Here is a 13424-nt window from a genome sequence, read left to right on the forward strand (position 1 = left end):
TACGAGGCATCAGGCGCTCTCTGGCGAGTCGTCCAGGGCCGCCCGATATATTCTGTCGACGAACTGGATCACGGCGCGCGTGCCTTGCCATACCCACTCTGACGCCGCACTCAGCATCGGGGCTTCGGCGAAGCGTACGTCGACCGGCTGTCCAACGCTTTCGGCGGGCAAGGGAGTTTCCGGCTCCAGCAGGACACTAGCCACGTTCTCTTGCTGCCGCACCCAGCGAGGAAAGCCCGCACGCGGCTGTCGCTCGATATCCAGTGCCACGTTGCGCACTTGGGCCTGAATGGGCTCCGACGCATAGGGCAGGGCGATGTAGGCGATCTGATCGGGTTCGATACGGGCGATATCGCTCATATGCACCAGAGCCTCGACCAGCACATCGTCCTCTTCGGTGCGGATCAGCGTCATGATACGTTCGCTTTCGTTGATATAGGTGCCGTCGGCACTGCTCAGGGCCCAGGCCACCAGACAGTTGCAGGGGCTGGTGATGTCGTTCATCGCCATGCGTGCCTCAAGCGCGGTGATACGCGAGCTCTCATAGTCGCGTGCCGTTTCGAATTGTTCGATACGGGCTTGGGCGATCTCTGGGGATGCCGTCTCGAAGCTCACTGTGTCGCCGCTGGCGGGCTGGGTCGAGTTGACCAGGCTGACCTGCTCGGTACCCCCCGTTTCCAGGCTTTGCTGCAGGTTCTCTATCAACTGGCTGTTGTAGCGGAGCGAGGCCTGCGCCAGGATCAGCTCGGACTCCAGATCACTGTTGGTTACCGAGGTCAGATATTGATCGCGCTCGACCCAGTCGCCAGCTTCCAGGTCGTGCTTTTCCAGGATCCCGGAACCCGGTGCGCGAATGTCGATGCGTGGCGCGGTGACCGCGGCGAAGCTGGGTTCGATGAGCATGAAGTTGCGGTAAATCGTGGCCGCCGCCACCAAAGCCAGGATGCCGGCGGCGGTGAATAACGCGGCATAACGTCCCCATGGCTTGGGAGGCCTGGAGGTAGGCGTGGGTTGGCGGCTTGCGGTATTGCGCTTGCGAGGTGTCTGGGGGTCCTCGCTGCCTACCAGGTTCTCGATGCTGGCGTGATGGCCACTCAGGTAGGCGCGGATCACGCGACGCAGCACCTCGCGCTGAGGCACTTCGATGGAGGTGATCTGGAAGGCGATCTTGACGGCGCGGCCGTCATCCGTCGGGGCACTGCGGACACAACGGGCATCGAGGGGCACATTGAGCTCCGCCCCCCCGGCGTCCAGCAGCAGCGATACGGATACCGGTGTGTCGGGGGCAAGTGACGACTCCGCGTAGACGGCAAAGCCTCCCAAGGAGAAGTCGGCCCCGGTCAGAACGCTGCCGTCGGCAAACTTGACATGGAAGGGCGGAGATATGCGCACGTGGCGACGTTCGTCACGGCGCTCATGAAGCAATTTGTCATCAGGGCGCATTTTTTGAGAGTGCTCGTCGGCGGGCCGAGTCGTTCGCTTCTGTCGCTGCTCGGAGCCGGGCTCGAGATATGGTTCGTGATCCGAGCCGGACGTAGCATCAGGGGAGTGCGCCGAGGTACGGCGTCGCCCCCCCAAGGTGGGTTCGGTACGGTTGACGCCATCGATATCGGAATAATGGTCAGACATGAGTCCGCTTCTCCTTGCTTGAGGTGGCTGTGGGCGTCAATTCGGGAGGATTCCCCAATCCTTCAGAATGGCCAGGGAGACCAGATCGGGTGGTAGCAGTACGCCGGTGGTGATGATCAGTACGAACACCATGCCACTGACACAGACGCCATGGATGAAATGGCCCATGCGCCGTTGACGGCGTACCGCCAGGGGATCGTCGGGTTCCCCGGCGGAAATGCCTTGGCGCGACCACTTCTGGCGATTGAAGCGAAAGCTCACGTAGGTCTTGAGCAGTGCGCCACCGATCTGGTTGTAGTAGATCAAGGGGATCCACAGCAGGCTGAAACGCCCCCGCTGCCAGGCCAGGACGAGGGTGGCGATACCGCGTGTGAACAGGATCCACAGCAGATAGGCGAAAATGAACGAAGGACGTACGAACAGAGTCACCAGCAGTGCCACCGTGGGCCCGACCAGGGTGGTCCACATCGAGAGGCGCTGATCGACCAGGCTCCACCAGGTAAATATCCCCATCGGGCGTGGTCCCAGCTTGATCGCGCGGCCGCTGGTACGCAGCATGTTGCCGTACCAGCGGCGCATCAGGTCGATGGTCGATTTGAAGAAGCGCTTGCGGTCGGGAAGTTCCTCGAAGCCGGAGACATACACGTCCGGAATGTATCGCATCCTCCAGCCGCGCTTGAGCAGCCAGAACCAGGTCGATTTGTCGTCTCCGGAGAGAAACTTGAAGTCGCCGAAGCGCCAATGCTCGACATGATCGTTCTCGACCAGTTCGATGAAGCTTGGCTCGGTCGCCAGGTCGGCGCGGAAGGCACTATAACGCCCGGTCAGCACCAGTAGACGATTGGAAACCGACATCGAACTCATCACCAGATGGCGCTGGGCATAACGCAGGTCGTACCACTCCTTGGTGGCATCGCCGCCAGTCACGATAGCGTTGTTGTTGGTGGTTAGGGCGCCTAGCTCGCTATCGCACATGAAGAACGACAAGGACCTTTCTAGGGTGCCGGGCTCCAGTCGAATGTCGCCGTCCATCGACACCAACAGTGAACGCTCGGTCGGCATGCATCGTGAGACGGCTCTCAGTACCTCGGCCATGGCCGAGCGCTTGCCATCGCCGCGTTGGAACATGTAGCGGATCTCGATGTTGTCCGGCCAGTCGTTGTGGTCCAGGACATGATCGATGACATCGACATCGGTGCGGTCCGAGATGGCGGCGAAGATCGTCGTGGGTGCGCCATAGTCTCGCGCTTCGCGTACCAAGGCATCGTAGACGGCGAAGCTGACCTCGGGCTCGATGCGATAGGATGTGCACAGCACATAGAGAGCATCCGGCCGCTCTTGCGCACCGATCGCATCGGCCTCGGCGCGTAGCCGGGGAAAGATCCGCCGGTTGTACCATACCGAACGCAGTGCCTGGACGAACCACCAGGAGTAGCGCCAGATGCCGATGGCGCCTATGACGAAAAAGAAGCGCTTCGAGTCGGGCGAAAAGATATCCCGAGGGAGCTCGGCGAGCAGCACGATCAACAGCGCGAGCCCCAGCAGGAACGTCGTGACCTCAGTCAGCCGGCTAGCGACGGAGGGTTTGGGTATCGAGTGCGTCATAGGCTGCCCCCTAGACCGTGGACGCATCGATGTGCACGGAATCCCCCCGGCCCATGGCGTAGTAGCGCAGCCCGGCAGCCTTGACGGTGTCCGGATCGAACAGGTTACGTCCGTCGACCAGCACCGGTGACGCCAGGGCGTCGCGCAGGACGTCGAAGTCCACGGCACGGAAGGCCTTCCACTCAGTGCAGATCACCAGCGCATCGGCGCCTTCCAGCGCCTCGTCGCGATGCCGAGTGAGCGTCAAATCGCCGCGCTGGCCGTAGAGACGTCGACATTCGTCGCTGGCCTCGGGATCGTAGGCTTGCACCTTGGCGCCGGCATCCCACAGTGACTCCATCAACGTACGGCTCGGCGCTTCGCGCATGTCGTCGGTATTGGGCTTGAAGGCCAGGCCCCAAAGGGCGATGGTCTTTCCCTGCAGGTCGTGGTCGAAGGCTTGGGCCAGCTTGTTGAAAAGTTGCCCCTTCTGTCGGTGGTTGACCGCTTCCACCGCCTCGAGCAGTGCCGACTCATGGCCAAGGCCGCGAGCAGTATGCGACAAGGCCTTCACGTCCTTGGGAAAGCACGATCCACCATAGCCGCAGCCGGGATAGATGAAGTGGTAGCCGATGCGCGGATCGCTGCCGATGCCGTGGCGAACCTGCTCGATATCGGCACCCACGTGCTCCGCGAGGTGAGCGATCTCGTTGATGAAGCTGATCTTGGTTGCCAGCATGGCATTGGCGGCGTACTTGGTGAGCTCGGCACTGCGTACGTCCATGAATATCAGCTTGTCCTGGAGCCGGCTGTAGGGAGCGTAGCACTCCCGCATGGCGCGTTTGACGCGTTCGGAGTCGGTGCCGACCACCACGCGAGCTCCCTTGGAGAAATCCTCGATGGCGGCGCCTTCCTTGAGGAACTCGGGATTGGAGCAGACATCGAACGCCAGCTCTGCGCCGCGCTCCGACAGGGTTTCGGCGATGGTGGCCCGAACCTGGTCCGCGGTTCCCACGGGGACCGTCGACTTGTCGACGATGATCTTGTAGTCCTGCATGTGCATGCCGATGGTGCGTGCCACTTTCAGCACGTGCTGTAGATCGGCGCTACCGTCCTCATCGGGCGGGGTGCCAACGGCGATGAACTGGAGCAGTCCGAAGTTCACGGCCTCGGCGGCATCGGTGGTGAAGTGCAGGCGACCTTCTTCAAGATTGTGCCGAATCAGTGTCTCGAGGCCCGGCTCATGGATGGGGACTTTGCCGTCCTTGAGATGTGAGATCTTGTCGGCATCGATATCGATACAGGTGACGTCGTGACCAACATCGGCCAGGCAGGCTCCGGTGACCAGTCCTACGTAGCCTGAGCCGAAAATCGTGATCCGCATCGCGTGGCTCCTTGCTCGTTGCTTGCCCGCAACATGTCGGACGCCTGGTGTAGGCGACCGTCAGGTCGAGGCGATAGAGGTGTCCGTTGGCATCCAACAACACCAAGGTCTAAGCCAATACCATGCCGGGAATAGGCTTTTTATTTGAAAACAGTGTTTTGTTGGTGCTGCTCGGCGATGATGAAGAGGCACCGAGGGATGTGGGAGTCGGTTTTGTGTCGCCATGAAGAGACATTTTTGTCAATTCACCCAAGATTGTTGACAAAACAGGGAGTTACCTTGTTGCCAATCGGCAACAATTTCCTTGATGGTGAGCTATAAATAATTGTTTTTTTAAGTACTTTAGAATTGCTGCGCTGCCGTGAACGGTTCTCGGAGGCTTTTTGCCGCATTTTCATCTCTCTAGGAGGTTATGGCGACAATCTTCTCAAATGGGAATGATTGTTGTTTTTGATGCGAACAGTGCCGATCATGTCGCTATCCTCACGTTGCTAGACACGAATCGAGTCGCCCTCTTCACATCGGCTTTATACAGGACTAAAATGGTCCCCAATCGAAATGCAGGGTAGACAAGCCACATGGTGAGGATGGTGCAGGCATGTTGAAGATGTCTCGGTTGACTGATTACGCTGCGGTGGTGATGGCGCAGATTGCACGCCATCCCGAGCAGCCACATGCCGCGACGGAGCTGGCCGAGGCTGTCCAATTGCCGCACCCCACTGTCAGCAAGACGCTCAAGATGCTGGTGCGTGCCGGTCTGCTCGAGTCCCAGCGTGGTGCCCAAGGTGGCTACCGGCTGGCGCGTTCGGCATCGCAGATTACCGCCAGTGACATCATCACTGCCATCGAAGGGCCAGTGGCGATGACCGAGTGCAGCCATGCCGATGGCGAGTGCGAACTCGTTGCCACTTGCGGCGTGGCCGACAACTGGCAGCGCGTGTCGATGGCCGTGCGTACTCTGCTCGACAGCGTGACACTGGCGCATCTAGCGCAGACCACACCGATCAAGCTGCCGGTGCAACTACCCATACAGACCGTGACGCTGGCCGCCTCCAGCGACCTCTGAACGACATCACCCGAGTAAGGCTCGATCGCAACCGCCCGGGAGGGGGAGATATCAATGGCAACTCAGGAAATGGAACAGCTTGTCCGTCGCGAATACAAACAAGGTTTCGTGACCGACATCGAAAGCGATACCGTACCGCCCGGCCTGGACGAGAACACCATCGCCTTCATCTCGCAGAAGAAGGGCGAGCCAGAGTGGATGCTCGAATGGCGGTTGGATGCCTATCGCCAGTGGCTGAAGATGACATCGCCGTCTTGGGCGCATCTCGATTATCCACCCATCGACTATCAGGCGATCTCCTACTACAGCGCACCCAAGAAGCCGGAAGATCGCCCCCAGAGCCTCGATGAGGTCGATCCCAAGCTGCTCGAGACCTACGAGAAGCTGGGGATTCCTCTGCATGAGCGCGCGGCGCTCGCCGGCGTGGCGGTGGACGCCGTATTCGATTCGGTATCGGTGACCACCACCTTCAAGGAGAAGCTGGGAGAGGCGGGCGTCATCTTCTGCTCGATCTCCGAGGCGATCCGCGATTACCCGGAACTGATCAAACAGTACCTGGGCACTGTTGTGCCCAAGGGTGACAACTACTTCGCTGCGCTCAACTCGGCGGTATTCACAGACGGCTCTTTCGTATTCGTGCCCGAGGGCGTGACCTGCCCCATGGAGCTGTCCACCTATTTCCGCATCAATGCCGCCAACACCGGCCAATTCGAACGTACCCTGATCATCTGCGAGAAACAGGCCCAGGTGTCCTATCTGGAAGGCTGTACCGCACCGATGCGCGACGAGAACCAGTTGCATGCCGCCGTGGTCGAGCTGGTGGCGCTGGAAGATGCCTACATCAAGTACTCCACGGTGCAGAACTGGTATCCGGGCGACGAGGACGGCAAGGGCGGTATCTACAATTTCGTCACCAAGCGCGGCGATTGCCGTGGCGATCGCTCGCGGATCAGTTGGACCCAGGTCGAGACCGGCTCGGCGATCACCTGGAAATACCCATCCTGCGTGTTGCGTGGCAAGGACAGTGTCGGCGAGTTCTACTCCGTGGCGGTGACCAACAACCGTCAGCAGGCAGATACCGGCACCAAGATGATCCATATCGGCGAAAACACCCGCTCGACCATCGTTTCCAAGGGCATTTCCGCCGGGCGTGCCAATCAGTCCTATCGAGGACTGGTCAAGATCGGCCCGCGGGCCAGGAATGCGCGCAACTACACGCAGTGCGACTCGCTGCTGATCGGGGACCAGTGCGGTGCGCATACCTACCCCTATCAGGAAATCGGCAATAGCAGCGCCACCGTCGAGCATGAGGCGACCACCTCCAAGATCGGCGAGGACCAGTTGTTCTACTGCCGTAGCCGCGGCATCTCCGAGGAGGACGCGGTGAACATGATCGTCAACGGTTTCTGCAAGGACGTGTTCCAGGAGCTGCCGATGGAGTTCGCCGTCGAAGCCGAGGCGCTACTTAACGTCACTCTCGAAGGGGCCGTAGGCTAACTTACCGCCGGCCAAAGAATTTTCCGACGTCGCTGTGGCGGCGCGAAACGAAACAAAGGTACCAAACATGCTCGAAGTCAAGGATCTGCACGTCTCGGTGGAAGGCAACGAAATCCTCAAGGGGCTCTCGCTGACCGTCACTGCAGGAGAAGTCCACGCCATCATGGGGCCCAACGGGGCCGGCAAGTCGACCCTGTCGGCGGTGATCGCTGGCGAGGACGGTTATGAGGTGACGAGTGGTTCGATCACCTTTGAAGGTCGCGACGTGCTGGAGATGGAAATCGAGGAGCGGGCCCAGGCCGGGCTTCTGCTGGGATTCCAGTACCCGGTGGAGATCCCTGGGGTGAAGAACGTCTACTTGCTCAAGGCGGCGCTCAATGCCCAGCGTGTGGCCCGTGGTGAGGGCGAGATTCCGGCTCCGGAATTCATGAAGCTGGTCAAGGAGAAGATCAACTTCATGAAAATGGATTCCAGCTTCCTGCAACGCGCCGTCAACGAGGGTTTCTCGGGCGGTGAGAAGAAGCGCAACGAGATTCTGCAGATGCTGGTGTTGCAGCCCAAACTGGCCATGCTCGATGAAATCGACTCCGGGCTCGATATCGACGCCATGAAAGTGGTGGCAAAAGGGGTCAACTCACTGCGCGACCCGAAGCGTGGCATCTTGATCGTGACCCACTACCAGCGCCTGCTCGATCACGTCGAGCCGGACGTGGTGCATGTGCTGGTCGATGGCCGCATCGTCAAGAGCGGTGACAAGGACCTGGCGCTGGAACTGGAGTCCCGGGGTTACGACTGGCTTGTGGAGGAATCCGCCGCATGAGTGAAGAACAGACCTTTCTCGACGCCCTGAAGGCTCGCGAAGCGACCCGCGATGTCGCCGAGCCGACCTGGATCGCCGCACGGCGACAGGCGGCGAGCGCGCGCTTCGAGGCGGTGGGTTTCCCGACCAAGCGCAATGAGGCCTGGAAGTACACCGATGTGCGTGCCATCGCGCGTGGTGACTTCGCTCTGGCAACCGACGCGGAATTCTCCAGGGCGTCTGCCGCAGCGCTGACCTTGCCCATCGAGGCATTGCGCCTGACTTTCGTCGACGGCATCTTCTCCGCGCCGTTGTCGGACCTGTCCGAATTGCCGAAGGGTGTGACCATCGAGCCGTTGACCGAAGCTCTGGAAGCCAACCATGAAGCGGTCGGAGCGGTACTGGGGCGTTTGGCTGGTGTCGATTTCTCACCCTTCGCCGCGCTCAATACCGCATTCGCCGAAGAGGGCGCAGTGATTCGGCTCGCACCGGGAACGGTGGTGGAGAAACCGATCATCTTGCAGTTCCTGTCGCGAGCCCATGAACAACCGGTGATGAGCCATCCACGTGTCTTGATCGAGGCTGGGGCGCGCAGCGAGGCCACCGTGCTCGAACATCATGTGGGCGAAGCCGAGGCGGCCAACTTCACCAACCTGGTATCGGAAGCGCTGCTCGAGCGTGGGGCGATTCTGACCTATTACAAGCTGCAGGAAGCGCCGCTTGGCGACCTGCACATCTCCAGCCTGCACGTCGACCAGGGACGCGATAGCCGTTTCACGTCGTTCAATCTCAACCTGGGTGGGGCATTGGTGAGAAACGACATCGTCACCGACCTCAACGCCGAGGGGGCCGAAACCCAGTACTATGGCTTGTTCTACGCCCAGGGGCGGCAGCATGTCGATAACCATACCCTGGTCAATCACAACGCGCCCCGTACCTTCTCCGAGGAGAACTACAAGGGCATTCTCGATGACCGCGCGCGTGGCGTGTTCAACGGCAAGGTCATCGTCAAGCGCGATAGCCAGAAGATCGAGGCAAACCAGAACAACGCCAATCTGTTGCTATCCGATCGCGCCGAGATCGATACCAAGCCGGAGCTCGAGATCTACGCCGACGACGTCAAATGCTCGCATGGTGCGACCACCGGCCAACTCGACGAGAAAGCGATCTATGCCCTGCGCACCCGTGGCATCGACGAGCAGACAGCCCGCGGCCTGCTGACGCTGGCCTTCGCCGGCGAGGTCATGGAGGCGGTCAAGCTCGATGCCGTGGCCGAACGGGTCGAACTGGCGGTGGCCGGCAAGTTGCCCGAGCGCTTCAACTTGTCTGGTCTGGTCGAAACCGCGGTTGCGCTTGGGGAGGAATGATTATGACAGCCCTCAAGGAGCTGACCCTTGATGTGGTGAAGGTGCGCGCTGACTTCCCGATTCTGGAGCGGAAGGTTCATGGCTATCCGCTAATATATCTGGATAATGCCGCCACCAGCCAGACACCACGGCAGGTGATCGCCACTTTCGACGATTACTACCGGCGCTACAACGCCAATATCCACCGCGGATTGCACACCTTGGCGGACGAGGCCACAGCGGCTTACGAGGGAACCCGCGAGACGGTACGCGCTTTCCTCAATGCTCGCGAACGGCGCGAGATCGTCTTCACCCGCGGTACCACTGAAGCTATCAACCTGGTGGCCAATGCCTGGGGACGTGCCAACCTCAAGGCAGGCGACGAAGTGCTGGTGTCGCTGATGGAGCACCATTCCAATATCGTGCCCTGGCAGTTGCTTGCCGAGCAGTTGGGCATCGTGATCAAGGTGATCCCGGTAGACGAGCGTGGTGTGTTGGACCTGGACGCTTACCGTGACCTGTTCACCGAGCGCACGCGCCTGGTGGCGGTCAATCACGTGTCCAATGCCTTCGGCACCATCAATCCGGTGAAGGAACTGGCTGGCATCGCGCATGCGCATGACGCTCTGATCCTGATCGATGGAGCTCAGGCAGCACCTCACGAGCCGATCGATGTGCAAGATATCGATGCCGACTTCTACGCCTTCTCCGGCCACAAGGTCTATGGACCCACAGGTGCCGGTGCTCTATATGGCAAGGCGGCGCTGCTCGAGGCGATGCCGCCCTGGCAAGGCGGTGGCGAGATGATCAAGACGGTGTCCTTCGATACCGGGACGTCATTCGCCGACATTCCTCATCGCTTCGAGGCCGGTACCCCGGCGATCGCCGAGGTGATCGCGCTTGGCAAGGCGCTGGAGTGGGTGTCCGGGATCGGCCTGGAGCTGATTGGCGGCTGGGAGCAGCAGTTGCTGGCCCATGCCACCGAACGACTTGTGGCTGTCGATGGTCTGCGTATCCTCGGCACGGCACCGCACAAGGCCGGTGTGATCTCGTTCGTGGTCGACGGTGCCCACTCCCAGGATATCGGTCTGCTGATCGACCAGTTGGGTGTGGCAATCCGTACCGGCCATCACTGTGCTCAGCCGCTGTTGACGCACTTCGGCGTCGATGCCACTTGCCGGGCGTCTTTCGCCGCTTACAACACCCCCGAGGAGATCGACATCTTCGTCGATGCTCTCGAGCGGGTAATCGGCATGGTTCGTTGAAGTCACGTAGCGGAGGAGTGTGAATGGCAGCCATGGAGCAGATCGAAGGGCTCTACAAAGGCCAGGAACTACCGCTGCAGCGGGATGTGGAGGCAATCTCCATCCCCTTCGGCAAGACCGTGACACTGACTGAGGACAGTGTGGTGTCGGTGATGCAGGCCAAGGGCAGTTCAGTAAGCGTAGCCTTTGAAGGACGGTTGTTCCTGATCGAGGGAGCCAACCTCGATGCCTTGGGGTTGGAGGCATTGCCTCGCCCGTCACTGCCCGAGGATGCCAGTGAAGACGAAATCGAGCAGTTCGTCTGGGATCAGTTGCGCACTTGCTACGATCCCGAGATTCCGGTCAACATCGTCGATCTGGGCCTGGTCTATGGGTGCCGCATCGAGCGACTGTTGTCTGGCGAGCGTATCGTGACCATTCGCATGACCCTGACCGCTCCGGGATGCGGTATGGGGGAAGTGATCGCCGCCGATGCCCGTAACAAGATTCTTGGCGCGCCGCAAATCGCCAGGGTCCACGTGGAAACCGTCTTCGATCCGCCTTGGAGTCGTGAGATGATGAGCGAAGAGGCTCGGCTCGAGCTGGGCATGTTCTAGCAGCTCCAGCCGTAAGTGAGGAAGGCGGATGCGGCAGATGCTGCAGAAACTGCTGAAGAGGTTATTGATGTCGCTGGGAGTCGTTGCGCTTCTGGCGACATTGCTGTTTGTGGGTGCCAATCTTTGGGTACTGGACAAGACCCAGTCGCGCATCGAGTATGATCTCCTGACGTGTAGCACCGCTCCAGTGGGGATCGTCTTTGGCACTTCGCACTGGAGTCGCGGCGGTGGCCGCAATCCGCATTTCGAGGCGCGCATGAGCGCCGCATCGCAGCTGATCGGGGCGCGGCGCGTTCAGCACCTGTTATTGTCCGGCGACAACCGCACGCGCTTCTACAACGAGCCGGTGACCATGTGGCGTGATTTGCGTGGACGGAACGTGCGCGATGTGGACATGACACTGGATTACGCCGGATTCAGCACTTTCGACACCCTGATGCGCTCGCGAGACATCTTCGGAGTCGAACGCGCGATGCTGATCACTCAAGCATGGCATCTGCCACGTGCCATGTTCATCGCCGATGCCTTGGGACTGGAGGTCACGGGATGCGCGGTGCCCACGGAGCACGTGGCGGGGGTCTGGCGCCTGCAGGCTCGGGAGTGGTTGGCGCGGGTAGCGACTCTGGGCGATCTGTACCTGTGGCAGCGCCAGCCCTACTTTCTGGGACCTGAAGAGCCGCTGCAGATCGCTCCCCGCCCGGCTCCCAGGCCTCCGCGTTATGAAACCCTGGAGCCATCCGACTGAAGAGGGTGGTGCGACTCAGCGACGCCGTTTCTGCAGCTTGTAGAGTTCGCGGATCAGGGCCCGACAGCCCTTCCAGCAGCGCTCGATGACCGGTTCGATGGGGTCCGGCAGCGGATGGGTGTACAGCGTGGCCAAGGCTTGCATCAGCACGCGTTCCTGCTCGAGCAACTCGCCGATCAGCACCTGGCTGTCGTTGCCGACGAAGCTCTTCAGGCGGCTCCACAGCCACAGGTAGTCATCGCGTTCGACATCGGCATCGCGGGGCAGCATGCGAAGATGCTTCTTGGCCAATTCCTGTAGCTCATGCATCGCCTCGCTGCGAGCCTCGTAATGTGGCTTCAATGTTTCGCGCAACGATGGGCGCAGGCGCTCGAGATTGTCCTGGAAATAGTCGAGGCTGTCGGCCAGCGCTTCCAAGACGCTGTCCATCGCCACTTGGCGATTATCGAGAAACATGAGCGGTCACCTCCTCCGGTGACGCTGATTGTGCGGGGGAGAACACTGTTTTGCTACCCCCGCGACCAAGAAATTTGCCATTTTTGCAAGTTTGACCGCTTTTCGAGCGATCAGCCCTTGGGCTTGGTGGGCGTCTTGCGCGGTAAGGCGGCATTCTTCTCGATATGCTCGATGATCAGTCTGGCGATGTCCTTGCCCGTTGCGGTTTCGATGCCCCTCAGGCCCGGTGAGGAGTTGACTTCCATAATCACCGGACCATGATTTGAGCGTAACAGATCGACCCCGGCAACTCTAAGCCCCATGGCCTTGGCGGCACGAATCGCCGTGGAGCGTTCCTCGGGAGTGATGCGGATCACGCTGGCGCTGCCGCCACGGTGCAGGTTGGAGCGGAACTCGCCATCGGCGGCTTGGCGTTTCATGGAAGCGACCACCTTGTCACCGATCACCAGGCAGCGGATGTCGGCGCCACCTGCTTCCTTGATGTACTCCTGGGCCATGATATTGGCCTTCATGCCCATGAAGGCCTGGATCACGCTCTCGGCAGCCTGATTGGTCTCGGCAAGCACCACACCGATGCCCTGGGTGCCTTCCAGCAGTTTGATGACCAGCGGTGCGCCCTTGACCATGGTGATCAAATCGGGGATGTCATCGGGCGAATGGGCGAAACCGGTGATCGGCAGCCCCAGCCCCTTGCGCGACAACAACTGCAACGAGCGCAATTTGTCGCGCGAGCGGGTAATGGCCACCGAGTCGTTGAGAACGTAGGTGCCTTTCATCTCGAACTGGCGCAGTACCGCGCAGCCATAGAAGGTGACCGAAGCGCCGATGCGGGGAATCACCGCGTCGAAAGGCTCGAGTTCCGCTCCTTTGTAGTGGATCGAGGGGCGGTGCGAAGCGATGTTCATGTAGCAGCGCAGGGTATCCACGACCCGGATGCTATGCCCACGGTGTTCGGCGGCCTCGATCAGGCGGCGGGTGGAATACAGGTTGCGATTACGCGATAGCAGGGCGATATGCATGTCTTTCTCCGTCCTCGGGACGACGTGGGGCGTCCGGG

General features: G+C 60.5%; 12 protein-coding genes. 7 read left to right on the forward strand and 5 right to left on the reverse strand.

What is annotated here, in order from left to right:
• Positions 1 to 9: 9 nt before the first annotated feature.
• The 3 genes from IE093_RS11745 to IE093_RS11755 are packed head-to-tail and all read right to left on the reverse strand — an operon-like array spanning position 10 to position 4597.
• The gene (locus IE093_RS11745) at positions 10 to 1629 is read right to left on the reverse strand and encodes a PilZ domain-containing protein (protein WP_189469390.1); all 1620 of its coding nucleotides are present in this window, start codon (positions 1627 to 1629) and stop codon (positions 10 to 12) included.
• Between the two features lie 36 nt (positions 1630 to 1665).
• Positions 1666 to 3234, reverse strand: coding sequence for a glycosyltransferase (locus tag IE093_RS11750; protein ID WP_189469392.1), 1569 nt, complete (start codon positions 3232 to 3234; stop codon positions 1666 to 1668).
• A 10-nt stretch (positions 3235 to 3244) separates the two neighbouring features.
• On the reverse strand, positions 3245 to 4597 hold the full coding sequence (locus IE093_RS11755) for a UDP-glucose dehydrogenase family protein (protein ID WP_189469394.1): 1353 nt from the start codon (positions 4595 to 4597) through the stop codon (positions 3245 to 3247).
• A 598-nt stretch (positions 4598 to 5195) separates the two neighbouring features.
• Between IE093_RS11755 and IE093_RS11760 the strand changes: the two genes are divergently transcribed.
• The 7 genes from IE093_RS11760 to IE093_RS11790 all read left to right on the forward strand — a co-directional run bounded on the left by IE093_RS11760 (position 5196) and on the right by IE093_RS11790 (position 11911).
• A complete protein-coding gene (locus IE093_RS11760) occupies positions 5196 to 5663 on the forward strand; it encodes an SUF system Fe-S cluster assembly regulator (protein WP_189469396.1) in 468 nt (155 codons plus the stop codon).
• A gap of 54 nt (positions 5664 to 5717) precedes the next feature.
• Positions 5718 to 7160, forward strand: a complete 1443-nt coding sequence (gene sufB, locus IE093_RS11765; RefSeq protein ID WP_189469397.1) for a Fe-S cluster assembly protein SufB — start codon at positions 5718 to 5720, stop codon at positions 7158 to 7160.
• A 67-nt stretch (positions 7161 to 7227) separates the two neighbouring features.
• Positions 7228 to 7980 carry a Fe-S cluster assembly ATPase SufC gene (gene sufC / locus IE093_RS11770; protein ID WP_189469399.1) on the forward strand — a complete coding sequence of 251 codons (753 nt, stop codon included), beginning with the start codon at positions 7228 to 7230 and terminating at the stop codon, positions 7978 to 7980.
• The gene (gene sufD, locus IE093_RS11775) at positions 7977 to 9326 is read left to right on the forward strand and encodes a Fe-S cluster assembly protein SufD (RefSeq protein WP_189469401.1); all 1350 of its coding nucleotides are present in this window, start codon (positions 7977 to 7979) and stop codon (positions 9324 to 9326) included. Before sufC ends, sufD begins: the two co-directional genes overlap by 4 nt.
• Positions 9327 to 9328: 2 nt before the next feature.
• Positions 9329 to 10570 (forward strand): cysteine desulfurase, encoded by a 1242-nt coding sequence (locus IE093_RS11780; protein WP_189469402.1) that lies wholly within the window; start codon positions 9329 to 9331, stop codon positions 10568 to 10570.
• 32 nt (positions 10571 to 10602) lie between these two features.
• Positions 10603 to 11166, forward strand: a complete 564-nt coding sequence (sufT, locus tag IE093_RS11785) for a putative Fe-S cluster assembly protein SufT (protein WP_189469547.1) — start codon at positions 10603 to 10605, stop codon at positions 11164 to 11166.
• A 28-nt stretch (positions 11167 to 11194) separates the two neighbouring features.
• Positions 11195 to 11911, forward strand: coding sequence for a SanA/YdcF family protein (locus IE093_RS11790; RefSeq protein WP_189469404.1), 717 nt, complete (start codon positions 11195 to 11197; stop codon positions 11909 to 11911).
• A 15-nt stretch (positions 11912 to 11926) separates the two neighbouring features.
• Here IE093_RS11790 and IE093_RS11795 read toward each other — a convergent pair whose 3' ends face one another.
• Together IE093_RS11795 and rimK are read right to left on the reverse strand one after the other, a co-directional pair.
• On the reverse strand, positions 11927 to 12367 hold the full coding sequence (locus tag IE093_RS11795; RefSeq protein WP_189469406.1) for a hypothetical protein: 441 nt from the start codon (positions 12365 to 12367) through the stop codon (positions 11927 to 11929).
• 110 nt (positions 12368 to 12477) lie between these two features.
• The gene (gene rimK / locus IE093_RS11800) at positions 12478 to 13386 is read right to left on the reverse strand and encodes a 30S ribosomal protein S6--L-glutamate ligase (protein ID WP_189469408.1); all 909 of its coding nucleotides are present in this window, start codon (positions 13384 to 13386) and stop codon (positions 12478 to 12480) included.
• Between the last annotated feature and the right edge of the window lie 38 nt (positions 13387 to 13424).

Origin of the sequence: Litchfieldella qijiaojingensis (assembly GCF_014651875.1) — a bacterium.
Classification (GTDB): domain Bacteria; phylum Pseudomonadota; class Gammaproteobacteria; order Pseudomonadales; family Halomonadaceae; genus Litchfieldella; species Litchfieldella qijiaojingensis.